Here is a 26379-nt window from a genome sequence, read left to right on the forward strand (position 1 = left end):
TGAATAGGAAGTCTTGTGGTAGCAAAAGGCTCCACTTCAACCACCGGAGGATTTATGCAAAAAAGCTTTCTTGTTATGACCACTAGCCTTCTTATCGCGTTTCAAGCTCAAGCCCTCGAAATAGGTTCTGTTGAGATCGCCGGGAATGCTTGCGAGGCTCCCGTTGGCACCCATGAACTGGTTGAAAAAGGCACCACAGGACGTTTTGAAATTCCGACGGGACTTTACGTAAAGAAAGACGAAGATAAAAAAGTCGCGCGTGGCGTCTGTACGTTCGCGCTCAATCTGCAGGCTTCCTCGGGAAAAAAGATTTTGGTGACAGATTCTTATCAAACGGCAAGTTTGCGCGCTTATCCGACGCAAACGAAAGCTCGCGCGGAGCTTGAAATTTTCGCGGCAGGTGATCAAGGCGATAAACAAGTCCTTGAAGTCGAGGCCGTGGATCAATCTGCAAAGCTGAGTAAGTCTTTGGGTCAACAAGGTGTTCTTGTTGAAACAGCTTGCGGTGGTGCAGCTCTATTGCGAGGAAATCTGGCGGCGACCCTTATTGGCAGCGGAAAAGGGCGCGTTTTCACTAAGAATCTTCATATAGGAATTACTGAGGTGGACTGCCAATAGGTCCAAGGAAGCGATGAATCTGACCTTGCAATTTTCGCGAGCGACGCCTTAAAGTAAAGAAGTGGAAGAAATACAAACCGTCGTTCGCGGAACGTTTAGACTGATTCTTTTTGTTCTTATTATCTCGACCTTTTTGCTTTGGTCCTTTCTGTGTCACTTCGCTCTTCGCGACACACAAAAAAGATTGAAACGTTTTTCGCGCAATTCGCAGTTTTTTTCAGGTTTGATGCTGAAAGTTTTTAACTGTGATTTGAAAGTTATTAATAAACCCGCTCCGGATGAGAAATTTCTTCTTGTCAGCAATCACATGGGTTTCGTCGACATTCTGATGCTGGCATCCGCCTCACCGATGTTGTTTGTTACTTCGAATGAAATGCGTGAAACGCCATTCTTGGGTTTGCTTACGGAAATGGGCGGCTGTATTTACGTTGAACGCCGCAGCCGCACCCGCATTCTTGATGAGATGAAAACGATTGTGGCGGCTTTGCGAAATGGTTTTCGCATCGTTTTGTATCCAGAGGCCACCTCCACAAATGGCGAGCGCGTTCTGCCTTTTAAGAAAACTCTGATGATGGCGGCAGCGCACGCGGGCGTTCCTATTCAGCCCGTCGTAGTGAATTTTAAAAGTATTAACGACGAAGATTTTTCTTTAAAATGGCGAGATCACGTTTGTTGGTACGGCGACATTCCGTTTGTCACTTCCATGTGGCGTTCCCTTTCTTTAAAATCAGTGAAAGCGGAAATCGAATTCTTAGAGCAAATTCATCCCACGGTTGAGGACGATCGCGGAGTGATCGCTGACAAGGCTCATTCTTTAATCGCTGCTAAATTTAGACCGGTGAAAGGCCTTCCTGTCGAGGCGCAACCTCCTGTTGAAATGGAAACAGATCCTACTTGATTTCCTGTATTTGATATGTAAATAATGTGTAAATGAGGAAGATCATCCACATTGACATGGACTGCTTTTACGCGGCCGTTGAGGTTAAATACAATCCTTCACTTAAAGGGAAACCTTTAGGTGTGGGTGGGCCGCCTAACACTCGCAGTGTACTGACGACGGCTAGTTATGAAGCACGTAAGTTTGGTGTTCGCTCGGCTATGCCTTCTTCGCAAGCGGTGCGCCTGTGCCCGCAGTTGATTCTTATTCCTCCGCACTTTGACTTATATAAAGCCGAAAGCAGAAAAGTGCGCGAAATACTTGAAAGATTCACAAACAAAATCGAGCCGCTTTCCCTAGATGAAGCTTACTTAGACGTGACAGAGTGCGAGCAATTTGGCGGCAGTGCGACTTTGATTGCGCAGGAAATTCGCCGATTGATTTTTACAGAGCTGAAGTTGACGGCTTCTGCTGGAATTGCGCCGAATAAGTTTCTCGCTAAGATCGCGAGTGACTGGAACAAACCTAACGGACAATTCGTAGTGCGCCCGCAAGACGTTGCGGGTTTCGTCCAAGATCTTCCGGTGGAAAAGATTTTTGGAGTCGGCAAAGTAACAGCGCAAAAGATGCACGAGCTCGGCCTGCGCACTTGCGGAGACATTCAAAAGTACACCGTGCTGGAATTGCAACATTGGTTCGGCTCCCGTGCGCATGAACTTTATGATTTTGCTCGAGGTATTGATCAGCGTGAAGTCGTAACAGAGTGGGAGAGAAAATCTTTAACGGTCGAAGAAACTTTCAATCGCGATTTGCAATCGCTTGAAGATTGCCGAAAAGCCATTCCTGATTTGTACAAAGATTTTATTCGTCGCCTTGAGAGAGGTGAGTATCAGGATCGCATTCGCGGCCTGGTCGTGAAGTTGAAGTTTTTTGATTTTAAACAAACGACGCATGAAGAAGTTTGCCAAGATGTTCCTACCATCAAGGACTTTGAGCGTTTGTTGGAAAAAGCATGGAATCGTCGTAACGTGCCCGTGCGTCTCGTGGGTCTTGGAGTTCGCCTCGGATCGAATAAAAAGCCTTCTCGTCGCGATGATTCATCGCAGCTAAAGTTCGCAATCTAAAATATCGAGTGGTGCACTTTTTTCTGGCACTGCCGTTGCTTAAGTACGGCTTGCTCAAACTTGGTGTCAATCAGACATCAGAAAAAAGAAAGGACCACTTATGAAGAAGATTATTTTATCAGGGCTTCTTATCACCACCTTGTTTTGTAATACAGGCTGTGACTCTTCGGATATTGCAGCAGGAGCTATCGGGATTGCCATCGGCATTGGCATTGGTTCCAGCGACCATGGCCATCATCACGGGCATGATCGTCGTCCTCCACGTTATCGTCAATGCGGAAGACATCGCTGTTACGAAGCCAACACTCAAATCGATGTGGGAACAAGCCCGCAAGTTGTGGAGTTCGCACAACGACATCAAATAAGTCTGGCAGCCGCTGAACAAATCGACGCCGCTTTTGCAGCCGTTCCCAACGAAGGATTGAAAGCTTTTGCACAAGTGGGACTCTCTGAAAGAGACCTCAAAGACATCAGCAAAAGAAGTCTTCCAGAGCCAGCAAGTATTGCGAAAGTAGCAACGAAGTTGGATATGTCTCAAGCGCAAGCTCGTGATCTGTTGAAAGAAATTATCGCAGACTTCGATGTGCAAGCTTCCGATGTGCAGAGCCCTTACTGGAAAGCGTGTATGGCGAAAGGAAAATGGAAAACTCCATCTAACAGATACTGCAAAAAAACTTTCTGGCCTGGCTGTTCTCCGGAAACAGGCGCGACACGTTGTATTTAAATTTCCCCAGATTAGAGAAGGTGTTGGGCCTTCTCTAATGCTCTAGTTCGCGAACCCCGCCATTCGCGTCTTTGGCGGCAAGTTCCTTCGGCCAATGTTCTAAATCCAAACTTTGTCTTGGAATTGCAATCGACACTTTTTCTTCACGCATTTTCTTAAGCAAATCTAAAAGCACTCTTTGTTGAATATCCATGTGTAAATTGAAATCGGGATTTTTGACCCAGTACACAGTTTCGTAATTCAAAGAATAGCTTCCGTAACTGGCAAGATGACAGCGCTCAAATTCGATGTCGCTGTGCTTGCCAACGGCCTCTTTCATCCATAAAGGAAGAGCTTCGAGTTTCGCTGCATCTAGGTCGTAGGGTACCCCGAAACTGAGAACGACCCGGCGTCTCCACATACGTTTGAAATTTTGAATGCGACTTTCTAACAAATCTTTATTCGAGAAAATCAATTCTTCTCCGGATAAGGCACGCACGTGTGTCGTTTTAATTCCGATGGTTTCAACAGTTCCCATTTGTTGGCCTACGGTGATGAAATCTCCAACGACGAAAGGCTTATCTAACACGATGGAAAGCGAGGCAAACATATCACCTAGAATATTTTGCGCAGCCAAGGCGACAGCGATACCGCCGATTCCTAAACCAGCAATCAAAGCTCCAATATCAACTCCGAGATTGCTTAAGCAAACAAGTGTCAACGCAAGAATCAAAACTCCGCGTAACATTGTCGAGACAAGTCCAAGAGCCGAAACCGCGCTGGGGTCGTTGCCCATTTTCTTTTGTAAGTAATTGTCCTTCCAGCGTGTGATTGCGTGCATGCCCCAGATGCCCACTTGAATAAGCGTCGTGATTAAAAATACGGCGTTGAGCACTTTAAGAACTTGAGGCTCCGCCTTAAAGGAATGGGTCATCGGCACAAAAAGCCAAACGAAAATCACCCAGCGGCGAGTGTGCCCTAAAGCGCTGACAAGCATGTCGTCAAACTGACTTCTTGTTCTTTTTGCCAGTCGCAGCAGTTTCTTTTCTATAAATTTCAATACTGTTTTTACAGCGAGAGATAAAACGATCGCAAAAGCCAGAACGATGAGCCACTTCCAGGGACCATCCATAAGTCGTTCGACGGTCTCACCAAAGTCTGAGTATTTGATATCCTCCAACATTCCATCTCCTGAATATGAAGAATTTCATTTTCGTATAGAGAATTCACTGGAGTCATACTGATTTATGACAGGGATGAGGGAGCGCTTCCCTGTCGAGACCAAAAGTGCGGTACAATAAGACGTGCTACGAAGGAGGCTTCGTATGATCAGCTTATCAGTTGTTATTCTTTATTTGGTTCTGGTGTTCGCGGGGGTTTATTTTGTTTATAGGATGAACAGAAATGGGGTCCTTAAAAAAAGCCCTCTCAAACAAAGTCATAGCGAACGCCGTCACCACCATTCGCCTCCGAAAGCCTAAGGATTTAATTTTTCTCTGTTACAGGAAAAAGGCGTTTCGTTAGAACGCCTTTTTCCATTCGTCTTCTTTGAAGCTAACCAGGTGAGTGTCATCGCCGATTACAAACGGACGTTTCACCAACTTGCCATTTTCGGAAAGAAGTTTAAGGGCTTCAGCTTCCGTCATAGTCGGAAGTTTTTCGCTTAACTTCATTTCCTTATATACAAGACCGGATGTATTAAATAAATTTCTGATACTGCCGCCACGTTCTTTAAGGGCCGCCAGCATTTCTTTAAGTTCCTTTTGTGAAGGCGCTTTATCTACGATCGGAAGTTTGTCGTATTTCACTTTCTTCGCGTCTAAAAACTTTAAAGCCTTCACGCATGTGGAGCACTTTGCGTATTCGTAAACCTTAAGCATTGCTCTTCACCAACCAACCGCACATTTTATAAAGAATACGAGCGCCGACGTTGCCGTCCCACTCGACTTCATGCTCTGCCAAACCACCCGTGGAGACTTCGTTCAAATCAAAAGCGATGATTTTTCTTCCCGAGTTGTGCAGCTCGCGGAAAAGGAAAAACACTTGATCGACACTCAAGCCGCCAGGCACCGGAGTTCCCGTGTGCGGGCAGAACGCAGGATCAAGCCCATCAATATCAAAAGAGATATAAACGTTTTGCGGAAGTTCCTTGATCACGTCTTGGCAAACTTTTTCCCAGGTTTCGCCTTTGAGCAAACGGCGCTTCAAATCCAAATCATAGAATGTTTTGATATCTTCGCGAGAATTGCTGAAGTCGTACTCTTCTTCACAGAAATCGCGAATGCCGATTTGCACAAGTTTTTTTGGTTTTTTCGCATCTGTCATGACGTTGTACATGATCGAAGCGTGAGATTGTTTGAAGCCTTGATAAGCTTTGCGCAGATCCGCGTGTGCATCGATGTGCAAAACACCGAAGTCTCCTTTAAACTTATCGCTCACTGCGCGAATAGCTCCAAGAGGAGTGGAGTGGTCACCGCCGACCAGACCCAGAAGTTTGCCTTTTTTCAAAACGTCGGAGCATTGATCGTAAACCCACTGAGTCATCTCTTCGCAAGCTTCATTGACCTGACTCGCTAACGAGTTCATTTTCTTTTCATCTTCGCTGAGGTTTGTTCGCATTTCGATCAATTCTTGTGCCACGGCTTTGAATTTATCGTTCATCGCGCAAAGATCCTCTGGGAAATCACGCATGTGATAGCCGACCTCGTAGGCTTTACCCACTTCGATGTCGAAAAGATCAATTTGTTCACTGGCTTGACGAATGATTTGCGGGCCGCGTGAAGCTCCTTCGCCGTAGGACGTCGTGACTTCCCAAGGAACTGGGACCAAAACGACCTTGGATTCCTCTTCTGTCATAGGGATGCCGAAGATACCGAATTCGGCGGAAATAGTAGTAGTTGGATCGAATTTTGGTGTCGTCTCTGACATCTCATTTCTCCTTGAAAATTCTACGTGTTATAGCATTTATCCGTTGCGTCAATCGAGCAATAACTTGATTATTTTTCCTGCATATCCCATTTTAAGCCCACTTTGGGAACCATGTAAATTCCCAGCGAAATTCTTTGGAGGAAACACAATGAATATGAAGGGTCTCCTAGCTCTTGTTTTGAGCTCAGCTTTGACAGCTCCCGCTTTAGCAGCAAAACCAAATCCGAATGCTCCTAAGGGCGGCAATTTCGTTTTCAACCTTGGTGGCGAGCCTCCAACGGTTCATCCAATTACGTCGACAGACACATACTCACGTGCAGTGCAAAACTACGTGTGTGATGGTTTGGCAACACGTGATTCAGAAACTTACGAGTGGAAACCTCGTTTGGCTGAAAAATGGGACATCTCCAAAGATAATAAAGTATTCACATTCCACCTTCGCAAAGACGCTGTTTTCCATGACGGCACTCCAGTGACTGCGGATGACGTTAAATTTTCTTTCGACGCGATCTTTGAACCGAAATACGAAGCGGCTCATTTGCGCCCTTACTACGAAGGTTTGACGAAAGTCGAAGTTTTGGATCCTCACACTGTGCGTTTCACAGCTCGTGATCTTTACTTCAACAACTTTGAATCTGCAGCGACATTGACTGTTATTCCAAAGAAGATCTACAGCGACGTAGAAAAATCTAAAAAAATGAACCGCCAACTTATGTGCGCGGGTCCTTACGTTCTTTCTAAATTTGATCGCGGCCAAGTGATCACTTTGAAAAAGTTCGACAAGTGGTACGGTCTTAAAGACGCCGCTTTCGCTGGTATGTACAACTTCGACACAATCACTATGCGCTTCTACAAAGATGAAAACGTAGAACTTGAGCGCGCGAAAAAAGGTGAGTTGGATTACCTTGATCTTCGTGTTGAAGCATTCATGAAGAAAACTGAAGGCGCTCCTTGGGGCAAAACCATCATCAAGCACAAAGTGCAAAACAGCGCTCCGAAATCTTACGGTTTCATCGGCTGGAACTTCCGCAAAGAATTGTTCCAAGACAGAAACGTGCGCGTAGCTTTGGCTCATCTTCTTAACCGTGAAGAGATGAATAAGAAATTCCGTTACGGAATGTCTGATCTTGCAAACGGTGCGATCTATTTGCGTTCTGAATACAACCCAGGCAACAAAGCCCTAGAATTCAGTCCGAAAAAAGCTCAAGAGCTTTTGGCTAAAGCGGGTTGGACAGATAAAGATAAAAACGGTGTTCTTGAAAAAGAAGTGGGCGGTAAAAAAACTGAGTTCAAATTCACTTTGATCTACCCATCTAAAGACACTGAGAAATACTACACTATGTATCGTGAAGACCTTAAAAAGGCCGGCATCGATATGGAATTGAAGTATCTTGAGTGGAACTCATTCTTGAAGCTTGTTGACGAAGGTAACTTCGACGCCGTGACAATGGCGTGGGGTGGCGGTTCCGTAGATCCAGATCCAAAACAAATCTGGCACTCTGCTGGCGCAGTTCCTGGTGGATCTAACTTCATCGCTTACAAAAACCCTGAAGTAGACAAATTGATTGACGAAGCTCGCGTTGAGCCAAACAAAGCTAAACGTGTTGCAGCTCTTAAGAAAGTTTACGCAAAAATCGCTGAAGACGCTCCTTATGCGTTCCTTTTCAACGACAAGTATGCATTTTATGCAAACTCATCTCGTATGGGAATGCCAGCCGAGACATTTAAATACGAAATTGGTAGAGACTACTGGTGGTTGAAGGCTGAATAGCCTTCGACTGCGTTTCGTGATTTATATCGTTTAGTATTGGGAGAGTAAGGCTTTGATCGTTTACCTGATTCGCCGATTGTTATTGATGATCCCGACATTTTTCGGGATCACAGTTGTCACCTTTGTGTTGATTAACTTAGCTCCGGGAAGCCCTATCGAGCAGAAGCTGCAAGCAATCCGTTTCGGATCTGCAGGTGGCGGAGGCGGCGGTGGCGGCGTTAACACCCGCGGCGACACTTCCGTAAACGAAGAAGTTATCGAGGCTTTGAAGAAACAATATGGTTTCGATAAGCCTCTTCATGAGCGTTACATCATTTGGGTTAAGAACTTGGCCCGCTTGGATTTTGGTGAGAGCTTTACTTATCAAGAGCCAGTGATTGACGTTATTAAAAGTAAGTTCCCTGTTTCTTTGCAGTTCGGTATCGCATCTTTGATCCTGACTTATATTGTTTGTATCCCGCTCGGGGTGCGTAAGGCCATTAAAGCGGGGGCCTCTTTTGACCGCTTTACGACCATTCTTCTCAATTTAACTTATTCTATCCCGCCGCTCGTTTTGGGTATCTTCTTGATCGTTGTGTTTGCGGGTAAATTGAATATGTTCCCAATCGGCGGAATTCAGTCAGATGACTATGAGTCTTTGACTTCGATGGGTAAACTCTGGGACCGCATTCACCATTTCGTTCTTCCTTTGATCTGTTACATGATCGGTGGTTTCACAGAGCTTTCAGTTCTTATGCGTAACTCGATGTTGGACGTTGTAAAGTCTGACTTCGTTCGTACAGCGCGCGCTAAAGGTCTTTCTGAAAATGTTGTGATCTTTAAGCATGCTCTTCGTAATGCTTTGATTCCTATCGCGACAGGCTTGGGTGGGTTCTTCGGAGCCTTCCTTGCGGGTTCCTTGATTATCGAACAGATGTTCAATCTCGATGGTATCGGTTTGTTGGGATATCAATCCGTTCTTTCTCGTGACTATAACGTCATCATGGGATTGACCTTCATTTCTTCATTGCTGTTGATGTTCGGTCGCGTATTCAGTGACATCATCTACGTGCTTATTGACCCAAGGATTGACTTCAAATGATGGATCCAATTCAAAAATATCTTATTAAGAATGAGCTTACGCTTAAACGCTATAAGCGCTTTAAGCGCGACCGCGTAGCTGTGATCTCTGTTTGGGTCCTTCTTACGATGTTCTTCTTCAGCTTCACTGCGGAGCTTTGGGCGAACAACCATCCTCACGTTGTGAGCTACCAGGGTAAACTTTATTTCCCTCTTTTCGTGGATTACCATCCAACTGATTTCGGTCGTGACGATATCTATGTCATGGACTATCGCCAGCTTGAAATGAAAGAGGGCGACTGGTCTATATGGCCTCTTATTCAGTGGGACCCTTACGAGAGCAATAAAAACGTCGACACTTATCCATCTCCTCCAACCAAAGAAAACTGGATCGGAACGGATGAGAGTGGTCGTGACGTTATGACTCGTCTTCTTTATGGTTTCCGCTATACGATGATCTTTGCTTTGGGCAGTTGGATCGCGACTTACGTCCTCGGCATCACGTTCGGTTCTTTGATGGGTTACTTGGGTGGCAAAACGGATCTTATCGGTCAACGTGTTGTTGAGATCGTGGAAAGTACGCCGATCTTGTTCGTATTGATCACGATCATTTCGATCTTTACGCCAAGTTTGCCTCTTTTGATTATCTTCTTCGCGTTCTTTAGCTGGACGGGTATTTCTGCCTACATGCGTGCGCAGTTCCTTTCATTGAGAAAGCGCGAGTATGTTGAAGCGGCGAAAGCGATTGGTGCAGATCACAAGCGTATTATCGGTAAACACATTCTGCCGAATGGTTTGACGCCGATCGTGACATTTGCGCCGTTCTTTATCGCAGGTGGTGTAAATACATTGTCGTTCTTGGATTACTTGGGACTAGGTCTTGTTCCGCCAACACCAAGCTGGGGTGAATTGATGGCCCAAGCTCAAAAGTGGTTCACGATCGCTGAATGGCTCGTATGGGGCCCAATGGTAGCCATCGTCGTAACATTGACCGTCTTAATCAACATCGGCCTAGCAGTCCGCGACGCCTTCGACGCAAAAATGTAAGGTACCTGCTTCCCTTTCGTAACGAAAGGTGCACGGTACCTCCGCTCTAATATCGATCCACTTCTAAATGATGAATAAAAGTTCCCGAGCTTCGGTTAGAAAATCCGAAGCTTGGTCGTTTTAAACTTTTCCGAATCGTTTCTTTGTCATTTTCTAAAGGCTTCGTGTTGAGCCAAGTTAATGTCGAGTGTGGCTTTTCTTCTAATAAAAGATCTGGCGCAAGCGGAATGACGCCATTTCGCAATCCGAGTCTTATCTGCAGAGTGCTGAACGGATAATCTTCAACCTGGGCGCAAATTTTTGCTTCCACAGGATTTCGATATACATATTTATAGACGTGTTCCAAGTGAAGGTCTTTGGTAATAACAGATCTAAAGTAACGAGATCCGTAGGTTTGATTTATTCTTCCGGAGCTTCTGGATATGACTCGAGAAGTTTCCCGCATGAAATAGTTCATCGCTTCTTGCATATTGTTTTCGGGAAACCGCGCAATCAAGTGGAAGTGGTTACTCATCAGAACGAACGCATGGATTTCCACTTTATAGGCTTGATGAATGAAGTAGAGATAGTTCGACATAATCTCCCAGACTTCATGGATGGGAAGATGGAACCATTCTTTATTGTGTGAGCGTGCTGAAAGGTGATACGGAAATTCGGCTGTGTAGATTTGTTTTTGTCTTGGCATATTGGATACGGACAAAGCAAAAAGGCTCCCTCAATGGGAGCCTTTTTATAAGTATATGGTATCCGATTTGACACTGTACCTTCCGTGACTGATCGGAAGCAGGTACCTATTCGGCTTCTTCGAGGTAGGTGTAGCCTGAGAGGCCTTCCTCGTAGTGCTTGATCAGAAGTTTTGCTTCTTGTTTTGTGATCGAGCCTTTTTGGATGCTTTCTTCTGTTGCCTGACGAACATTGTCTACCATTTCCGAGCGGCCGTACTGAACGTAAGAAAGAACTTCCGTCACTGTATCGCCTGGAACGTAATGGTCGATGGTGTAACCGACGCCGTTCAAAGAGATGTGAACTGCATCTGTATCTCCGAAAAGATTGTGCAGGTCGCCAAGGATCTCTTGGTAGGCACCCGTCAAGAATACGCCAAGGTAGTACTGTTGACCGTCTGTGAATTGATGCAAGCGGACCGTTTCTTTAGGCTCTCCTGATGCCGTGTCGATGAACTTTTCGATCACGCCGTCAGAATCACAAGTCAAATCCGCCAATGTGGCTTCACGTACGGGCTCTTCACCCAAGCGGTGAATTGGGATCACTGGGAACAATTGTCCCACTGCCCATGAATCCGGTACGGATTGGAATACAGAGAAGTTCGAGAAATAAGTGTCGCAAAGCTCTTTAGAAAGGGCTGTCACGATGTCTTCGCAGTCCGGAGTGGCCCGAGCCAATTTCACCATCTTCGTAGCGATGGCGAAGTACATGCTTTCACACCAAGCGCGTTGTTCAAGACTCAAAACGCCGTAAGTGAAAAGCTGAAGAGTCTCTTGTTTCGCTTGCTCGAGGTCATTGAAGCACTCGTTGATATTGTCTTTGTTCACCTTCTCGTAAATGTACTGCATGTCTTGCATGATCGAGTGATCAGTCTTTAAAGCAGGACGAGGAGGTTCGTGACGATGAAGGTCGTTAATACCCATCACGTTGAAGACAAGAACAGAGTGATGCGCCACCAAGAAGCGGCCTGACTCTGTCACGATGTCTGGATGAGGAACGCCTTTTTCGTCGCAAAGAGTTTGCAAAACAGACACGATGTCGTTCGCGTACTCTTGTTCAGAATAGTTTACGGAACTGTCAGAGTGGCCAGAACCATCGTAGTCAACGCCAAGACCACCGCCGACGTCGATGTACTTCAAGCCCGCGCCCATTTTCACAAGCTCTGTATAGAAGCGTGCGCCTTCTTTCAAAGAAGACTTGATGGACTGAATTTGTGGAACTTGCGAGCCAATGTGGTAGTGAAGAAGCTCAAGGCATTCAAGCATGCCTTCTTTTTTCAAGTACTCAACGCCCTCAACGATTTCCGTCGAAGTTAGACCGAATTTAGAGCGAGCTCCTGAAGAGTCCACCCACTTGCCGGCACCTTGAGTGTTTAATTTTGCCCGGAAACCGATCTTAGGACGCGCGTTGAATTTTTTTGCGCAGTCCACGATCATTTTTAATTCTTCTTTACGATCGACAACGATGATCGTGTTTCTTCCCAATTTTTGAGAAAGAATCGCCGTCTCGATGTATTCGGAGTCTTTGAAGCCGTTGCAAATGATGAGCGCATTTTCCGTGTTCATCAAAGCAAGAACAACAAGAAGCTCAGGTTTAGAACCCGCCTCAAGACCCATGGAGTAACCACGACCGTATTTCACCAACTCTTGAACGAGATGACGTTGTTGATTCACCTTAATAGGGTAAACGCCACGGTAAGAACCTTTGTAGCCATGATCCGCGAAAGCTTTTTGGAAACAACCGTTCAAAAGCTCTACACGAGATTTAATAATTTCAGGAAAGCGAATCATGATAGGAACGCGAATACCACGGTCCAAAAGATCTTGGGTCAATTCAAACAAATCCACTGTGGGACCGTTTGCGCCCATAGGAGTCACAGCAACGTTGCCGGCTCCGTTGATTCTGAAATAACCGTTGCCCCAGTTGTTAATCCCATAAAGCTCCGCGCTTTTTTCAGGACTCCAATTAGACATCTCTTTTGGCCCTCATCTCTTTGTGGTTTAGATTCACAAAGTGGTTATATAGTTTCTTGCTTGGCCCTAAAAGATTTGTTTTAAAAACTGGTCCTAGGGGGCCTTGCTTTAAGGCACCCCTTTTTGGAATGCCTACTTCACGATCAAATTCAAAATCTTCCCGGCTTTGTAAATCACCTTATCGGGATTTTTTCCGCCAAGAACCGAAGACACCGCTGCAACAGCTTTCGCCGCCGTTACCGCTTCCTCTTCAGAAGCTGCAACGCCAATTTCGATCGTGCCGCGCATTTTGCCATTCACTTGCACGCCGATAGTGACCGTGTCATCAGCGACGAGGGTACTATCATATTTTGGCCAAGGAGCCAAAGAGCAAAGTCCCTCTCCGTTCATTTTTTCCCACAATTCTTCCGCCAAATGAGGAGCAAAAGGAGCCAGAATCTGGACGAGCGGTTTCAAAGCCTTTTCAGAGCGACATTCCGCCTTGTAGAGCTCGTTTACAAGGATCATCATCGCGCTCACAGCCGTGTTGAAACTCATAGTTTCGATATCGTCTGTGACTTTTTTAATCGTTTTGTGAACTAATTTCTCAATCTCAAGAGGTGGAGCGTCCTTGGTGACGACAACTTGGCCTTCATCGTTCGCAACCAAACGAGAAACACGGTCCAAAAAGCGTTTTACGCCGTCAATGCCGGTTGGAGACCACGCTTTGTCTTTATCCAAAGGCCCCATGAAGCTGACGAAGGTGCGTACAGCATCGGCTCCATGCGTGTGGCAGATATCCAAAGCAGGGATGACGTTGCCGCGAGATTTCGACATTTTCTCACCATCGGGGCCGAGAACCATTCCTTGGTGAGCCAGTTTTTGGAAAGGCTCGTCGTGAGTCACCAATCCGCAGTCAAAAAGTACCTTCATCCAGAAGCGGGAATATAACAAGTGGCCGACGGTATGCTCAGGCCCACCGACGTAAAGATCCACCGGCATCCAATACTTTTCCGCATCAGGGCTGAAAGGCGCTTGATCGTTGTGAGGATCAATGTAACGCAAGAAGTACCAAGAAGAACCCGCCGCTCCCGGCATGGTGTCAGTCTCGCGACGTCCTTCTTTGCCGTCTTTGGAAACGTAACGAACCCATTCCGCGTTGCGAGCCAGTGGGGCCTCGCCTGTATCGGAAGGTTCATAATCTGCAACTTCCGGAAGAACCACAGGAAGTTCATTTACAGGAACGCCGCGGCTGCCGTCCGCAAAATGCACGATCGGGAACGGCTCGCCCCAATAACGTTGGCGCGAGAACAACCAGTCACGGAGTTTGTACTGAACTTCGCGTACACCCAATTTTTGCGCTTCAAGGTGAGAAAGCATTTTTTTGATGGCATCGGCTTTCGACAAACCATTCAAGAAATCGGAATTCACCAAAGTCCCGTCGCCTTCGAACGGAAGAGCGTCGCCGCCCTCAAGAACGCGTTTTACAGGAAGTTGGAATTTTGTCGCAAATTCAAAGTCACGCGCATCGTGACCAGGAACGGCCATGATCGCGCCAGTCCCGTAGTCCATCAAAACATAATCAGCGATCCAGATCGGAGTTTTTTCCCCTGAAACAGGATTCAAAGCATACGCGCCTGTGAAGACGCCGGTTTTATCTGTCGTCGCTTTACGATCGACCTCAGATTTGCGAGATGTCGTCGCGATATATTCTTCCACTTGTGATTTATGTTCGGAAGAAGTGATTTTTTTCACCAAAGGATGCTCGGGAGCCATCACCATAAACGTCACGCCAAACAAAGTGTCGGGTCGAGTGGTGAAAACTTCGAAAGTATCGCCTGTGCCGTCGATTTTGAAAGTGACACGTGCGCCTTCGCTTTTGCCGATCCAGTTGCGTTGCGCTTCTTTCGTGCGCTCAGGCCAATCGACTTTGTCGAGGTCGTTCAAAAGGCGCTCGGCATAGTCCGTAATTTTCAGCATCCACTGCTTCATTGGAACGCGAATGACCGGGTGACCGCCGCGCTCGGATTTGCCGTCGATGACTTCGTCATTGGCAAGAACCGTTTTCAAAGCAGGGCACCAGTTCACGGGAACTTCTTTTTGATAAGCAAGTCCACGCTCGTAGAGCTTTAAGAAAATAAACTGAGTCCACTTGTAATAATTCGGTTCACATGTGGAGATTTCGCGGCTCCAGTCGAAGCTGAATCCGAAAGACTGCAATGTCTTTCTAAAACTCTCGATCGCTTTTTGTGTTGTGATTGCAGGGTGAATGCCGGTTTGAATTGCATATTGTTCCGCCGGCAAACCGAAGGCGTCATAACCCATGGGATGAAGAACATTGAATCCGCTGGCTCTTTTATAACGAGAGATAATATCAGCAGGAGTGTACGAGGCGATATGGCCCACATGCAGTCCAGATCCCGACGGATAGGGGAACATGTCCAAAGCATAATACTTAGGCTTCTTGCTATTTGTCTCGGCTTGAAACGCTTTCGCCTCAGCCCATTTCTTTTGCCACTTATGTTCGTACTCGGTGAAATTCATGCTCATAAAAACCTCTTCATATCTAAATATCGAAAACCCCAAGCCAATTCAATGAATATACTGTCGCATCAGAGAGGAGTTTAAGGCCGGGCGAAGGTCGCAACGGGGAAGTTTGTGAGGATCATTACGAGTGCGAGATCAAAGTCCAGAGTTAGACGTTAGAAGAGATTTGATCTCAATAAAATCCCCTATTTAACCGAAGAGAAGAGCTGAAGTTACACTGGTATGTAAGATGAGTTTTGAAGTAGGCATGAAACAACCCAGAAGTCGCCGTATCCTTGTGATCGACGACGACAAAGACAGCTTAGAGATTCTATTGGAACCTCTGCGCTGGGAAGGCTATGACGCCCGTGGCGTGACCTCAGAAGCAGAGGCGCACGCGCTGGTAGAGTCATGGATTCCGCATGTCGTGATTCTGGATTGGATTGCTCCATCTATGGCAGGTTTGAAAATCCTGCGTGCTATGCGCGAGCGTTTGGCTCACGTTTCCTGCGTTTTCGTTTCAGAAAATTCCAGCACAGAAGCCATTATCGAAGCGCTCGACGCCGGAGCGGATGACTATATCGTCAAGCCGTTCGTGCCTTTGGAGCTTTTAGCGCGCATTCGTACCCAATTGCGTATCCGCGATTTGCATGAGCAGCTGCTTTTTGCCAATGAAAAACTGAAAGAGCTTGTGGATACGGATGACCTCACGGGTCTTTATAACATGCGCTCTCTGTATCAACGTCTGGACTTCGAGATGGAGCGTGGTCGTCGCTTCCACCGCGATGTCTGTGTCGTGATGATGGATATGGACTACTTTAAAACCGTGAATGACGGCCACGATCACTTATTCGGAAGTTACGTTCTGTCGGAAGTCGGTAAAATCATTCGCGCGAACACGCGCAATATCGATATTCCGGCTCGTTACGGTGGTGACGAATTCCTTGTTGTTTTGACGGAAACGAATCACGAAGGTGCGATGTACTTCTGTGAACGCTTGCGTGAAAACATCCAGAAAACCACTTTCAAAAGTGGTGATGACTCAATCAAGCTGACGGCTTCCGTTGGTTTTGCGATTACAATTCCCGGCGAAAATATTACGGCTCGGGAATTGGTTCGTCGTGCCGACCATGCCCTGTACGATGCCAAGCGCGGGGGACGCAATCAGGTTTGCTATTACAAGCCCGAACAAGCTCCCGTCGTCGAGCTCAAGACAGCCGCGCAAAAACGCCGAAAAGCAGCAGGTTAATCGTTGACGAATGTAGGGTGATCTACGAAAACCCTGTATATGGCAAAATCTCTTTCCAATCCAGCTGACATCATTCGCAATCGTGCCGCTTGGATTTCTGCTATTGCCAGTCTTCTTATTTTTCTTCTTAAAATGGCAGCCTATCGAGTCACCGGATCGACAGCGGTTCTATCCGATGCGCTTGAAAGTATCGTGAATGTGATTGCTTCCGGTGTTGCTTTGTATGTCGTTCGTTTTGCCGCTCAGCCGGCCGACCATGAACATCCCTATGGGCATGGGAAAGCGGAATACTTTTCTTCCACATTTGAAGGCGGAATGATTTTCTTTGCCGCGGTCATGATTATTTATGAGAGTGTGAAAGCACTTATCTATCGCGAGCCAACGCAAGAATTAGAAATGGGTCTTTTGATTGTCGGGGGAGCGGCCATTCTGAACCTTGCTTTGGGCTTATACCTGCAGCGCGTGGGGAAAACTCATCAGAGTGACGCTCTGAAAGCCAGTGGCGCGCATGTTCTTTCCGACGTCGTTACCACGGCCGGAGTCATGCTCGGTCTGTTATTGGTTTTAGTCACGGATTTGCAGTGGATTGACCCGTTGGTCGCGATCTTAGTGGGCCTTCAGTTGGCTTATTCGGGATACAAAATCATGCGCGAGTCCATCGGCGTTTTGATGGATGAGCAAGATGAAGAGATCCTGCAAAATCTGACTAATGCTCTCGAAAAAAATCGCCATCCTGGTATTATCGACATCCATCATTTGCGCACGATTCGCTCTGGGCGCTTCCATCACATTGATGCTCACTTGGTGGTTCCGGAATACTGGGATGTCGCTAAAGTTCATGAGTTTTCTCAAGATTATGAGAACAGCGTGGTAAAGGATTATGACTTTGATGGCGAGCTCGCTTTTCACCTCGACCCATGTAAAAAATCCTACTGCCGTGTCTGTGCGGTAGAGAATTGTCCGATCAGACAAAAACCATTTGAACTCCACAGACCATTCACTGTGAAAAGCTTGACCGATGGCCCGCGTCCGACTAATCAAGGGACGTATGACATTCCAGGCTCCACGCAGACAAATTAACATTACGACAAATCTTCCTCATCAAAATGCTTATACTTTGGCGTTGAACGGCGAATACTCGCATGTGGCATTCGATGAAGTGCGCGCTCCGTTGAACAAAGGAAAATGGCGTTCCGATGTTTTTAAAGCGGACGCGTCGATGCCGATGGATGTGGAAGTGGGAACTGGAAACGGAACTTACTTTGCGCACCACGCGCAAACGCACCATCAGCGTCTTTTGGTCGGTCTGGAATTGAAATACAAACCTCTGATCCAGTCCATTCGTAGAGCTATTAAAGCCGGTTGCAAAAATGCGGCGATTGCACGCTTCCATGCTTTCAATATCGATGAATTGTTCACGGAAGGCGAGATTGATAATGTCTATATCCATTTCCCAGATCCTTGGACCTCGCCCAAAAAACCGAAAAACCGTTTTGTCTGCAAACAGAATTTAGAATTGTTGCATCGTCTGCAAAAGCCAGGATCGTTCATCAATTTTAAAACGGATTCTTTAGAGTACTTCTTGTGGGCGATGGATGAAATCCGCCAGGCTCCTTACAAAATCATTTTTGAGACGCAGGATTTGCATAATTCAGAAATGAAAGACCAAAACTTCGAAACGGCGTTTGAGAAAATCTTCCTGCGCGAAGGTATTAAAATCAATTTTGTTCGTTTGCAGAAGATCACTTAAAGAAAAGCGGCACGACTTCGATCGCAATCAGCACAATGATGATGATTTCAAGAAGCTGGCTTTTCTTTTCGTGCGATTCGCTGACAAATAGACGCGAAACTTGCGCGATGCTGTTCAATTTCTTGTCGACACTTTCCTGCCAGTCTTTAAAGCGCAGACGCATTAGGGCTGCGCGAAAGATTTTCGCAAGATAAAAATCCCCCACCACTTTCATGCTGTTTTCGACACTTTCGATAGTGTCAGAGATTTCCAGGTAAATCTGTGCCGCCTCTTTAGAAAGTCGCACGTAATAGTTTTGAAAAATACTGGCTTTTTTCTTTTCAAGAGACGAGTAAAGGTACGTCAGTTTCTCGTCCAGGATGTCGTCGTAATAGCGCATTTCCAAGAGCTGGCACAAAGCGAACTCAATCACGTCGGGAATGTCCAGAGATCCCGAGGGTTCGACGACAATGGCGGAGTTCCAGTCGATGATCGAAAGGTCGTTGCGACTGTATTGAAAAGTGCTCTCGGCGATACCTTTCTTGATGGACTCTGCAAGCATCTCGTTGTTTTCGGAAAGAATAAGACGATAAACGTCGTAACGTTCAAATATGCTTAAGGCACTTTGCTCGCATCCTTCGAGGTTTTTAAAGAAATAACAAATATAGTCTTCGTAGGTTTGCCAGCGAACGAAATCAAGACGGGACGGATCGAAGCTTTGCACGACTTGTTCGACTCGTTGTTTTGCCAACTCATGCAATTGCAGATCGTTCTCTAAAAAATTTCCCATTTCAATTAAGCGGTTCCAATCGATTGCCGATGGCAAACGCAAAGAAAGAGTTACGGAAAGCGCACCGAAATGCCAAATCTTGGCGGAGATCTCGAGATCCAGCATGTGACCTAGAACTTCATAGCGGGAGGTTTCCAGAAAAAGGGAGAGAGGAGCGTTGTTGATGATCATCGCTTTAGAGCGGCGATTCAAATGAAAGCGTTGGGCAAAAGTAGAACCTTCGAATCGGCTCTGAGCTTTTTCCAAATCGACGTCTTTGCCTATATCAAAAACCCGATAAACGAGAATCCGACCTTCCATCAGCGACCCCTCATTAAGAATACTTCGAGTGAAAGACGAAGTCAGTACGCCTTCAAGCGAGCTTTGGTCCAGCGTTAAACGGCAGTTTCAAGAAAAACGGAAAGAGGCATTTTATACTGAGGGACGGAGGTGCTTATGACTTTCGTTAAAGTGACTCTTAGCATTTTGCTTATTGTGGGCGTCGGTGAATTTTCTTTAGCGGCAGTTTCAACGACAAGAGACTCTGATTATTTGGCGCCTTCCGATGTCACCGTCACGCGTGGTTCGGTCACGACTTGCTACGATAGGAACCAAAAAGGCGAAAGATCTAATGCTTTGTTGCGAGTGTTTGGCGAAGCTTGTCCTGGCATGGGAACAACGGCTCGCCGTGCGGATCGACCTGAAGTCGAAACAGTCTCTCCTGGATTACCCTTCCAAAGCGATCAGGGGCTTGAGTAATTACCAATAAGTTGCGTCCACAGTCACATCGCCTAAAACCTGGGTTTGGCAACTGATGCGGGTGCCGCGTGGAATGTTGTTTTTTTCTTTCAGGAAGGCTTCGGTTTCATTTTCAGAAGAAAGATTTTCTTGGCCCTCGATGATCACGATTTTACATTTAGCGCACACGCCATCACCATCGCAGCTGGAGGCGACCGGCAAACCTGCATCAAGAAGAGATTTCATCAGGTTTGCGCCCTCTTCCACGCTATAAGCAGGTCTATTTTTTATAAACGAAATCAAAGGCATGGCTCATTGTAGCTGACGCAGTCCAAAACGTGCAAAGAACTAATGAAAAGGGCTGTGTTTATTGATAGCCTGGGAGCGTTTTATTGCTGTTTTTATACGAGGTATTCTATGACTCAAGATCAAAAAGTTGAAAATGTCATCATCATCGGTTCAGGTCCTGCGGGTTTGACGGCGGCTGTGTACACAGCTCGTGCGAATCTGGAGCCCTTCATGATCGAAGGTGAGGAAGCTGGCGGTCAGTTGATGACAACGACGGAAGTGGAAAACTTCCCGGGCTTCGAACACGGAATCACAGGTCCTGATTTGATCACAGTCATGAGAAAACAGGCCGAGAGATTTGGTACGCGTTTTCTTACTCGCAACGTAACAAAGGTAGACCTTTCACAACGTCCTTTCAAAGTATGGGTTGGTGAAAAGCTTTATCTGGCGAAGTCGATCATTATCTCTACCGGCGCAAGTGCAAAGTACTTGGGCCTTCCTTCGGAAAAACAATACGCGAACCGCGGTGTTTCCGCGTGCGCGACTTGTGACGGCGCCTTCTTCCGCAATCAGGAAATCGGCGTTGTTGGCGGTGGTGATACAGCGATGGAAGAAGCACAATTTCTTACACGCTTTGCTTCCAAAGTTTATTTGATTCACAGACGCGATCATTTCCGTGCGTCTAAAATTATGGCGGAACGTGTTTTCAAAAATCCAAAAATCGAAATTTTGTGGAATACCGAAGTTGAAGAAGTTTTGGGTGATGGCAAAAGCATGACAGGTGCAAAAATCAAAAGCGTTACCGATGGAGCTGTTAAAGAGCTTCCTATTACGGGCCTTTTCTTGGCCATTGGTCATAAGCCGAATACAGACCTTTTCAAAGGAATGTTGGATATGAATGAGACAGGCTATTTGGTAACTCAACCAAATACCACATATACTAATATTCCAGGTGTCTTTGCTGCCGGAGACGTGCAAGATCATGTATACCGCCAGGCTATCACAGCGGCGGGAACGGGTTGTATGGCGGCGATTGACGCTGAAAGATGGCTCGAAGCTCAAGCATCTCACTAAGGAATGTATGAAGGATAAAAGAATCAACACCAAGGATTTAATCGATAAGATCGAGAAGATGACGAAGGCACGCATCGCGAGCCAGGAAGTCGTACCTCTCGATCAATTCCGTGAAGCCAAGAAGAAGTTGGATCCAAAGGTCATTCTTGTGATCGAGGACGACGAGACAATGCGCTTAGCGATGAAGAGAATCCTTGAAAGTGAAGGTTACGTGACGAAGCTTGCTGCTGACGGAACGGAACTTTCTACAGCGTTGGATGATCATCCTGTTGATTTGATTCTGATGGACGTGGGGTTGCCGTGGATTAACGGTTTTGAACTCGCGCAACTTCTTAAAGAACACAAAGACCTCAAGAAAATTCCTCTGGTCTTCGTTTCAGGAAAAGCAGCCGAAGAAGACATGAAAAAAGCCTTCGAGATCGGCGCTGACGACTATATCAAAAAGCCTTTCGACGTCGAAAAATTGAAGAAGACGGTCGAAACACTTCTGAAGCTAAACGCTTAGTTCTCTTTAGAAACTGAAGGCGCCGGTCAAGGCGCCTTGACCTAAGTAGTGTTCCATTTTGAGATTCGATGGAGCTTCCATACTTTCCCAATAATTCTACAAGAAAATAGTAAGATGAAAGGCCTTTTGCTGGTTAAAATAAAAGCTCATGGCACGTCGGTCTGTGGTTCTTTTCATTCTTATTATCTGTGGCGTATTAGGCGCTTTTTATTTTGTTCGGCCGAACAAGAGCGTTGTTGCTAATGATGTCAATTCACTAAAGACGAGTGCCTTGAACTCTTCTTCCGCGACGGAAGAAGCAGAGTCTGGACAGCAAGCCGCTGCAGAAATTTCAAAAGTCTTAAACTCTTCCGCTCCAAAAGAAAGAACTATCTCCAACGCGAGGTTGGGAAAAAATGACGTCCTTACAATTGATGAAAAGACTTTGGAAAGCTCCGCTCTTTTCACGGGCACGCGCTGGAAGATTCTAAAGAATACGACAGCACTGCAAAAGGGTGCGGGCGAACCGAAACAAAAGATTCTGAGTGAAGTGACAGGTTATTACCTTGTCGAAGACAGTCAGGAAAATGATCCTCGCCAGTTTTACTTTAGTCGTCCTCTAGTCGCCTATGAATCTCGTTTGGATGTTGTGGGCGTTGTGACAGGGACTTTTACGGTGACTCTTCGTGAAGGATTCAATGAAGAAGTCCTGCATGGTATCGAAGGTCTCAAGGTTTTGAGCAGCTCTCCAGAGATTCGGACTTATTACGTCACTGCTGCGCAAGAGCCCTTTAGTCTTTTGGAACTCCAAGAGGTTTTAAGAAAAGAACCTAGTGTGGAAAATGTTAGAATTGAGATTTTAAGCCGACGTTATGAAAAGAATTAGTAAGCGCTTTAAAATTCTTTTGTCTTTGGGTGTGGTCGGCGCGACGACGGCGGTCTTCTTTACGAATTGCGCGAAAAGCACGTTGAGTGCTCCTGAAATCCAGGGGATGGATAGCTACGATTCTTTATTAGAATATGCGTGGCATATCAAAAACTCGGGCCAGAATGTCTTTGCGTCTACGCATGCGTCCCCTGGGGTTGATTTAAATCTTATTAACACCTGGTCTTCAGGCGTGAGCGGTGCCGGAATTAAAATTCTGATTTCTGACGACAGTGTGGAAGATACTCACGAAGATCTTAGCGCAAACTTTCTGTCAGGTTCTTCGAAAGACTACACTTTGGCGAGTCCTTGGACCTCGGCTGTGTCGCGTCCCCGAACGGCGGACGATAATCACGGGACGGCCGTTGCGGGTCTCGCCGTAGCTGTTGCCGGCAATGGCGTGGGAACAAAGGGTGTCGCGTTCGATGCGCAATTCTCTGCGACCAACTTTTTATCTTCTGCGGTTTCGGCCACGGAAGCCATGCTGGACGATCAAGCTAAGGGAAATTTCGATATCTTCAACATGAGTTGGGGTTCGAAACAGAATACATTGATTGGAATCGTGCCGACCTTTCATGCTCAAATGGCTTATGGTGTGACCTTTGGAAGAGCCAACAAGGGTTCGATCTATGTGAAGTCCGCCGGAAATAATTTTGTTGTTGAATGCCGAGGATCTTCTTCTGATCCATGTATAGGCAATGCGAACTTCGACGCTGATAATGTGACACCTTACACTGTTCTTGTGGGGGCCATGAATGCAAGCGGATACGCGGCTGAGTATTCCTCGCCGGGTTCTAACTTGTGGATCTCCGCCTTTGGAGGTGAGCAAGGTTACGATTCTCCCGCAATGGTCACAACGGACCGCATGGGATGTTCTAACGGTTTTTCGACGTCGACAGTTGCAAGCAAGGTGACTTTTGATCGCGGGTACAACGGCAATACAAGTTGCAATTATACGGTGACCTTTAATGGAACCTCGGCAGCAGCGCCGACAGCTTCGGGAGCTATTGCTCTTTTGCTGCAAGCAAATCCCAATCTTACGTGGCGAGATGTGAAATACATCTTAGCAAAGACGGCATATCCTGCGGATTGGGGTGTGGGTTCTTACCGTCACCCACTGGGGGAATCACTTCCCTCGGGCGCAATCTGGGAACAAGCGTGGGTCACGAATACGGCAGGATTTAAATTTCATAACTGGTATGGCTTTGGAAAGATCGATGTTGATAAAGCTGTGGCGATGGCGAAGAACTACACGTCTTCTTTCGGTGCTTTTATAAACACTAACTGGATTCATGATCGCTCCGGTCTAAGCTTGGCAATTCCTGATAACAGCGCCACCGGTGTCAGCGATACGATGGTGGTGAACGAGAATTTAAAAATCGAAGGCGTGCAGTTACAAATCTGGGCGACTCACACAAACCTTGCAGATCTCGCTTTGGAGTTAAAGTCCCCTTCAGGAACAAAAAGCATACTGATAAATATGAACAATGCTCTTCGCGGTCTTACCGACTATGAAGGAGAAATCATGTTATCAAACGCGTTCTATCAGGAACGCGCGCAAGGGACATGGACATTGAAAGTAATCGACGGTAAGTCCACGCATACAGGAACTGTGACTCGCTGGCGTCTTAACTTCTTTGGAAGTTATTAATCCGCCGCCTCTGTGGGATCTGTTCCGACAGTCATTGACGAAATACACTTCGTATCAATTCCATAATTATAGAAGGGCACAGTTCCAGAACGTGTGAGGACCTCTGAATTGGCTGTTCCGATTTTTGTGGCATCATAACTGAATTTTTCAATCGCATAGTTCACGACGGTCGTAGCATTTGAAATCGCTGTGGCCACGTAAAGCGTGTTTGTCTCTTCATCCAAAGTCATAGCTGAGATTCCAAAAAGAAGATAGTTGTATGTCGACGGGGAAGCATTGGCATCGTAAATGACTTGGTCGTTGCTGATGGCGCCGGTACTTTCGTCAAAGTCATAAGCGTGGATGCTGTTAACGTTCGCTGCAGTCGTTGCACCCGCATAAGCGACGATAAGCTTTCCATTGGCTTTATCAAAAACTAAATCCGTTGCATAAGTCGCCGCGGTTGGTGCCGCCAGTCCCGCAGAGCAACTGCCGCTGGCACCCGCCGCCGGAACGCTGATGACACGATTGTTTGGCGATGCGGCTCCGTTGGCAGTGATAATTCGGCCTGTACTCGATATCGCCATATTCGTCAGATAAGTATTTGCCGTGCCGCAGGTGGCTCCCAAGTTGCTGTTTACATACGGTGTGTTCTGACGAACTCCGGTGGAATTTATTTTTTCGATGAAACCCGTGCGAATCATTAAAAGACCGCCGTCAGAACTTTTGATCATTCCTTTAGGCGCCGTGGAAATGATCGTCGACATTGCCGGGTTCGTTCCGAAAATATTTCTGTCGCCGCCTAGTTTTGGCAGCGTCTGCAAAGATCCGGCGTTAACATTACGTACGAACACGACAAGATTTTCATCATCCCAGTTTACTATAGATATCGGAGTGTCTCCGGCTGTGGCAGGAAAAGCAGAGAAGTCGGCGATGATGGATTCGCGAACACCGGTTGCAGTGTCTATTTTGTAAACCAAGTTGGAGGCCGTCGCAGCAGTGAATGTCGTAATGCCGGGACCTGAGTAACAAAGTCCACTCGAGACGTACAAGTAACGATTTGCAGTCGTCGAAGCTTCCTCAAGAGGCTGTTGGCAACCCATAACAATAGTCAGCGCGCATCCCAACGCAACCAAGCACTTCAATGTACTCATTTTGGTCTCCTAACGTTCTTCATAAAGGAGATCGGCGCATTGTTAAGAACTCTTGACTTAATTTGATGCAATCCGAGCTAAAAATGTTCCATTCGGGAACAGCCAAGACTTTCGTTGAGTGGTGGAAGCGATTTTTAAGAAATCAACCGGCACTTTGGCGCAGTTGATTTTGATAAGCCACGTAGGCTTTAAGCAAAGCATCCAAGCGCAACGTCATCGCCACGTCTTGTTCGATAAACATCAAACGACGAGGATCCGTCAGGTCACCCACAATTTTCGCTCTGAAAAGCAGGCGTGCTTTCGCGGGATCTGATTCGAAAGGATTGACGATGATCAAATCGAAGGGCTTGTTCAAAAAGTCTTTAGGGATTTCATCTTCAAGCATTGTTCCGCTTAAAGAGATATTCTTAGAGTATGTTCTGAAAGAACGAATCTTTGAAACCAACACCACTTCAATTTTGAAGTTGTGACGAGGGTCGCGACGGCGATCTGCTCCGGATGGTTCCGCTTTTTGTTGTGGCTGAGCAGCGGACTCCGTTTTTTTCTTTGTCGCCTCGGGCTTCATCTTTTTAATTTTTGCTAAATCCAATTCGTCGCCATTGAAGTCTTTCGCGTGATAGCCACCGACTTCTGTAGGCTTGATAGGAAGGTCTCCCACGACGACTTGGGTGTAAGGACTGTCGGCCCCGCCATTCGTTGCCGGAGCATTGTGTGTTGCCGTCAGGGTGTTGTCTGAAACACCTGGCAACTCATTCGGTGCGGGCGGCTGGACAATAGCGAAATACTTCTGATCGGACTCCAAGAATTCGCGAACACAAACCCAGTTTTCCCAACCAGGCGTCCATAGAAAATATTTACCGGGATCTTTGTTTGCTAAAGAGAGAAGCGCAACTTGGGCTTGAACGACAGACATTGGCTTTGTCTGCGTTTTGCTTTCGGCATCATAGATGATCCAAACTTTACCCTGCGTCTTCATGAAACTCCCTAGTACGATCCTAGGGAGTTTATCGG

General features: G+C 46.5%; 25 protein-coding genes. 15 read left to right on the forward strand and 10 right to left on the reverse strand.

All coding sequences use genetic code 11. From position 1 onward, the window contains the following. Nucleotides 1-54: 54 nt before the first annotated feature. The 4 genes from QJS83_RS17160 to QJS83_RS17175 all read left to right on the forward strand — a co-directional run bounded on the left by QJS83_RS17160 (nt 55) and on the right by QJS83_RS17175 (nt 3343). A complete protein-coding gene (locus QJS83_RS17160; protein WP_284606696.1) occupies nt 55-618 on the forward strand; it encodes a hypothetical protein in 564 nt (187 codons plus the stop codon). Between the two features lie 61 nt (nt 619-679). Beyond that, the gene (locus QJS83_RS17165; protein ID WP_284606697.1) at nt 680-1516 is read left to right on the forward strand and encodes a lysophospholipid acyltransferase family protein; all 837 of its coding nucleotides are present in this window, start codon (nt 680-682) and stop codon (nt 1514-1516) included. 32 nt (nt 1517-1548) lie between these two features. After that, the gene (gene dinB / locus QJS83_RS17170) at nt 1549-2619 is read left to right on the forward strand and encodes a DNA polymerase IV (protein WP_284606698.1); all 1071 of its coding nucleotides are present in this window, start codon (nt 1549-1551) and stop codon (nt 2617-2619) included. Between the two features lie 100 nt (nt 2620-2719). Next, a complete protein-coding gene (locus QJS83_RS17175) occupies nt 2720-3343 on the forward strand; it encodes a hypothetical protein (RefSeq protein ID WP_284606699.1) in 624 nt (207 codons plus the stop codon). A 34-nt stretch (nt 3344-3377) separates the two neighbouring features. On the opposite strand, the gene QJS83_RS17180 is transcribed toward QJS83_RS17175, so the two are convergent. The 3 genes from QJS83_RS17180 to QJS83_RS17190 form a co-directional block, all read right to left on the reverse strand. Then, the gene (locus tag QJS83_RS17180; RefSeq protein WP_284606700.1) at nt 3378-4505 is read right to left on the reverse strand and encodes a mechanosensitive ion channel family protein; all 1128 of its coding nucleotides are present in this window, start codon (nt 4503-4505) and stop codon (nt 3378-3380) included. 337 nt (nt 4506-4842) lie between these two features. Further along, entirely contained in the window at nt 4843-5202 is a 360-nt protein-coding gene (locus tag QJS83_RS17185) for an arsenate reductase family protein (RefSeq protein WP_284606701.1), read from the reverse strand. Then, on the reverse strand, nt 5195-6250 hold the full coding sequence (locus QJS83_RS17190) for an agmatinase family protein (RefSeq protein WP_284606702.1): 1056 nt from the start codon (nt 6248-6250) through the stop codon (nt 5195-5197). The genes QJS83_RS17185 and QJS83_RS17190 overlap by 8 nt, the downstream gene beginning before the upstream one ends. 148 nt (nt 6251-6398) lie before the next feature. Here QJS83_RS17190 and QJS83_RS17195 point away from each other — a divergent pair, with 148 nt between their 5' ends. Genes QJS83_RS17195 through QJS83_RS17205 form a run of 3 tightly spaced genes read left to right on the forward strand, consistent with a single transcriptional unit; the run spans nt 6399 to nt 10127 of the window. Continuing rightward, on the forward strand, nt 6399-8021 hold the full coding sequence (locus QJS83_RS17195; RefSeq protein WP_284606703.1) for a peptide-binding protein: 1623 nt from the start codon (nt 6399-6401) through the stop codon (nt 8019-8021). Between the two features lie 52 nt (nt 8022-8073). Continuing rightward, entirely contained in the window at nt 8074-9102 is a 1029-nt protein-coding gene (locus tag QJS83_RS17200; RefSeq protein WP_284606704.1) for an ABC transporter permease subunit, read from the forward strand. Then, nucleotides 9099-10127: an ABC transporter permease subunit gene (locus QJS83_RS17205; RefSeq protein ID WP_284606705.1), complete on the forward strand. Its 1029-nt coding sequence runs from the start codon at nt 9099-9101 to the stop codon at nt 10125-10127. The genes QJS83_RS17200 and QJS83_RS17205 overlap by 4 nt, the downstream gene beginning before the upstream one ends. A gap of 46 nt (nt 10128-10173) precedes the next feature. Here QJS83_RS17205 and QJS83_RS17210 read toward each other — a convergent pair whose 3' ends face one another. From QJS83_RS17210 to leuS, 3 genes are all read right to left on the reverse strand, one after another. Then, entirely contained in the window at nt 10174-10812 is a 639-nt protein-coding gene (locus tag QJS83_RS17210) for a transposase (RefSeq protein ID WP_284606706.1), read from the reverse strand. A gap of 106 nt (nt 10813-10918) precedes the next feature. Next, the gene (gene speA / locus QJS83_RS17215) at nt 10919-12823 is read right to left on the reverse strand and encodes a biosynthetic arginine decarboxylase (protein WP_284606707.1); all 1905 of its coding nucleotides are present in this window, start codon (nt 12821-12823) and stop codon (nt 10919-10921) included. Between the two features lie 132 nt (nt 12824-12955). Further along, nucleotides 12956-15352: a leucine--tRNA ligase gene (gene leuS / locus QJS83_RS17220; RefSeq protein ID WP_284606708.1), complete on the reverse strand. Its 2397-nt coding sequence runs from the start codon at nt 15350-15352 to the stop codon at nt 12956-12958. Nucleotides 15353-15596: 244 nt separating this feature from the next. On the opposite strand from leuS, the gene QJS83_RS17225 reads away from it, so the two are divergent. Genes QJS83_RS17225 through trmB form a run of 3 tightly spaced genes read left to right on the forward strand, consistent with a single transcriptional unit; the run spans nt 15597 to nt 18327 of the window. After that, a complete protein-coding gene (locus QJS83_RS17225; RefSeq protein ID WP_284606709.1) occupies nt 15597-16577 on the forward strand; it encodes a GGDEF domain-containing response regulator in 981 nt (326 codons plus the stop codon). A 39-nt stretch (nt 16578-16616) separates the two neighbouring features. Then, nucleotides 16617-17657 carry a cation diffusion facilitator family transporter gene (locus QJS83_RS17230; RefSeq protein WP_284606710.1) on the forward strand — a complete coding sequence of 347 codons (1041 nt, stop codon included), beginning with the start codon at nt 16617-16619 and terminating at the stop codon, nt 17655-17657. Beyond that, nucleotides 17626-18327 (forward strand): tRNA (guanosine(46)-N7)-methyltransferase TrmB, encoded by a 702-nt coding sequence (trmB, locus tag QJS83_RS17235; RefSeq protein WP_284606711.1) that lies wholly within the window; start codon nt 17626-17628, stop codon nt 18325-18327. Before QJS83_RS17230 ends, trmB begins: the two co-directional genes overlap by 32 nt. Here trmB and QJS83_RS17240 read toward each other — a convergent pair. Continuing rightward, nucleotides 18320-19396 (reverse strand): hypothetical protein, encoded by a 1077-nt coding sequence (locus QJS83_RS17240; protein WP_284606712.1) that lies wholly within the window; start codon nt 19394-19396, stop codon nt 18320-18322. The genes trmB and QJS83_RS17240 overlap by 8 nt on opposite strands. 135 nt (nt 19397-19531) lie before the next feature. Between QJS83_RS17240 and QJS83_RS17245 the strand changes: the two genes are divergently transcribed. Further along, nucleotides 19532-19834 (forward strand): hypothetical protein, encoded by a 303-nt coding sequence (locus QJS83_RS17245; RefSeq protein WP_284606713.1) that lies wholly within the window; start codon nt 19532-19534, stop codon nt 19832-19834. Here QJS83_RS17245 and QJS83_RS17250 read toward each other — a convergent pair whose 3' ends face one another. Beyond that, complete coding sequence (locus QJS83_RS17250; RefSeq protein WP_284606714.1) at nt 19835-20122, reverse strand: 2Fe-2S iron-sulfur cluster-binding protein; 288 nt, start codon at nt 20120-20122, stop codon at nt 19835-19837. Between the two features lie 108 nt (nt 20123-20230). On the opposite strand from QJS83_RS17250, the gene trxB reads away from it, so the two are divergent. The 4 genes from trxB to QJS83_RS17270 all read left to right on the forward strand — a co-directional run bounded on the left by trxB (nt 20231) and on the right by QJS83_RS17270 (nt 24235). Further along, a complete protein-coding gene (trxB, locus tag QJS83_RS17255) occupies nt 20231-21175 on the forward strand; it encodes a thioredoxin-disulfide reductase (RefSeq protein ID WP_284606715.1) in 945 nt (314 codons plus the stop codon). Nucleotides 21176-21182: 7 nt separating this feature from the next. Then, complete coding sequence (locus QJS83_RS17260) at nt 21183-21680, forward strand: response regulator (protein ID WP_284606716.1); 498 nt, start codon at nt 21183-21185, stop codon at nt 21678-21680. A gap of 148 nt (nt 21681-21828) precedes the next feature. Then, nucleotides 21829-22545 (forward strand): hypothetical protein, encoded by a 717-nt coding sequence (locus QJS83_RS17265; protein WP_284606717.1) that lies wholly within the window; start codon nt 21829-21831, stop codon nt 22543-22545. Beyond that, nucleotides 22532-24235, forward strand: a complete 1704-nt coding sequence (locus QJS83_RS17270; RefSeq protein WP_284606718.1) for a S8 family serine peptidase — start codon at nt 22532-22534, stop codon at nt 24233-24235. Before QJS83_RS17265 ends, QJS83_RS17270 begins: the two co-directional genes overlap by 14 nt. Here the strand turns inward: QJS83_RS17270 and QJS83_RS17275 are convergent. Then, a complete protein-coding gene (locus tag QJS83_RS17275; RefSeq protein WP_284606719.1) occupies nt 24232-25368 on the reverse strand; it encodes a lactonase family protein in 1137 nt (378 codons plus the stop codon). The genes QJS83_RS17270 and QJS83_RS17275 overlap by 4 nt on opposite strands. A 142-nt stretch (nt 25369-25510) precedes the next feature. After that, a complete protein-coding gene (locus QJS83_RS17280; protein WP_284606720.1) occupies nt 25511-26344 on the reverse strand; it encodes a PilZ domain-containing protein in 834 nt (277 codons plus the stop codon). Nucleotides 26345-26379 lie beyond the last annotated feature (35 nt).

This window comes from Bdellovibrio sp. 22V, assembly GCF_030169785.1.
Classification (GTDB): Bacteria; Bdellovibrionota; Bdellovibrionia; order Bdellovibrionales; family Bdellovibrionaceae; genus Bdellovibrio.

What these genes read in the sequence shown, in the direction of transcription:
- QJS83_RS17160 (WP_284606696.1), top strand. Translation starts at nt 55, where the DNA reads ATGCAAAAAAGCTTTCTTGTTATGACCACTAGCCTTCTTATCGCGTTT.
- dinB (WP_284606698.1), top strand. Translation starts at nt 1,549, where the DNA reads ATGAGGAAGATCATCCACATTGACATGGACTGCTTTTACGCGGCCGTT.
- QJS83_RS17175 (WP_284606699.1), top strand. Translation starts at nt 2,720, where the DNA reads ATGAAGAAGATTATTTTATCAGGGCTTCTTATCACCACCTTGTTTTGT.
- QJS83_RS17180 (WP_284606700.1), bottom strand. Translation starts at nt 4,505, where the DNA reads ATGTTGGAGGATATCAAATACTCAGACTTTGGTGAGACCGTCGAACGA.
- QJS83_RS17185 (WP_284606701.1), bottom strand. Translation starts at nt 5,202, where the DNA reads ATGCTTAAGGTTTACGAATACGCAAAGTGCTCCACATGCGTGAAGGCT.
- QJS83_RS17190 (WP_284606702.1), bottom strand. Translation starts at nt 6,250, where the DNA reads ATGTCAGAGACGACACCAAAATTCGATCCAACTACTACTATTTCCGCC.
- QJS83_RS17195 (WP_284606703.1), top strand. Translation starts at nt 6,399, where the DNA reads ATGAATATGAAGGGTCTCCTAGCTCTTGTTTTGAGCTCAGCTTTGACA.
- QJS83_RS17205 (WP_284606705.1), top strand. Translation starts at nt 9,099, where the DNA reads ATGATGGATCCAATTCAAAAATATCTTATTAAGAATGAGCTTACGCTT.
- QJS83_RS17210 (WP_284606706.1), bottom strand. Translation starts at nt 10,812, where the DNA reads ATGCCAAGACAAAAACAAATCTACACAGCCGAATTTCCGTATCACCTT.
- speA (WP_284606707.1), bottom strand. Translation starts at nt 12,823, where the DNA reads ATGTCTAATTGGAGTCCTGAAAAAAGCGCGGAGCTTTATGGGATTAAC.
- leuS (WP_284606708.1), bottom strand. Translation starts at nt 15,352, where the DNA reads ATGAGCATGAATTTCACCGAGTACGAACATAAGTGGCAAAAGAAATGG.
- QJS83_RS17225 (WP_284606709.1), top strand. Translation starts at nt 15,597, where the DNA reads ATGAAACAACCCAGAAGTCGCCGTATCCTTGTGATCGACGACGACAAA.
- QJS83_RS17230 (WP_284606710.1), top strand. Translation starts at nt 16,617, where the DNA reads ATGGCAAAATCTCTTTCCAATCCAGCTGACATCATTCGCAATCGTGCC.
- trmB (WP_284606711.1), top strand. Translation starts at nt 17,626, where the DNA reads ATGACATTCCAGGCTCCACGCAGACAAATTAACATTACGACAAATCTT.
- QJS83_RS17240 (WP_284606712.1), bottom strand. Translation starts at nt 19,396, where the DNA reads ATGGAAGGTCGGATTCTCGTTTATCGGGTTTTTGATATAGGCAAAGAC.
- QJS83_RS17245 (WP_284606713.1), top strand. Translation starts at nt 19,532, where the DNA reads ATGACTTTCGTTAAAGTGACTCTTAGCATTTTGCTTATTGTGGGCGTC.
- QJS83_RS17250 (WP_284606714.1), bottom strand. Translation starts at nt 20,122, where the DNA reads ATGCCTTTGATTTCGTTTATAAAAAATAGACCTGCTTATAGCGTGGAA.
- trxB (WP_284606715.1), top strand. Translation starts at nt 20,231, where the DNA reads ATGACTCAAGATCAAAAAGTTGAAAATGTCATCATCATCGGTTCAGGT.
- QJS83_RS17260 (WP_284606716.1), top strand. Translation starts at nt 21,183, where the DNA reads ATGAAGGATAAAAGAATCAACACCAAGGATTTAATCGATAAGATCGAG.
- QJS83_RS17265 (WP_284606717.1), top strand. Translation starts at nt 21,829, where the DNA reads ATGGCACGTCGGTCTGTGGTTCTTTTCATTCTTATTATCTGTGGCGTA.
- QJS83_RS17270 (WP_284606718.1), top strand. Translation starts at nt 22,532, where the DNA reads ATGAAAAGAATTAGTAAGCGCTTTAAAATTCTTTTGTCTTTGGGTGTG.
- QJS83_RS17275 (WP_284606719.1), bottom strand. Translation starts at nt 25,368, where the DNA reads ATGAGTACATTGAAGTGCTTGGTTGCGTTGGGATGCGCGCTGACTATT.
- QJS83_RS17280 (WP_284606720.1), bottom strand. Translation starts at nt 26,344, where the DNA reads ATGAAGACGCAGGGTAAAGTTTGGATCATCTATGATGCCGAAAGCAAA.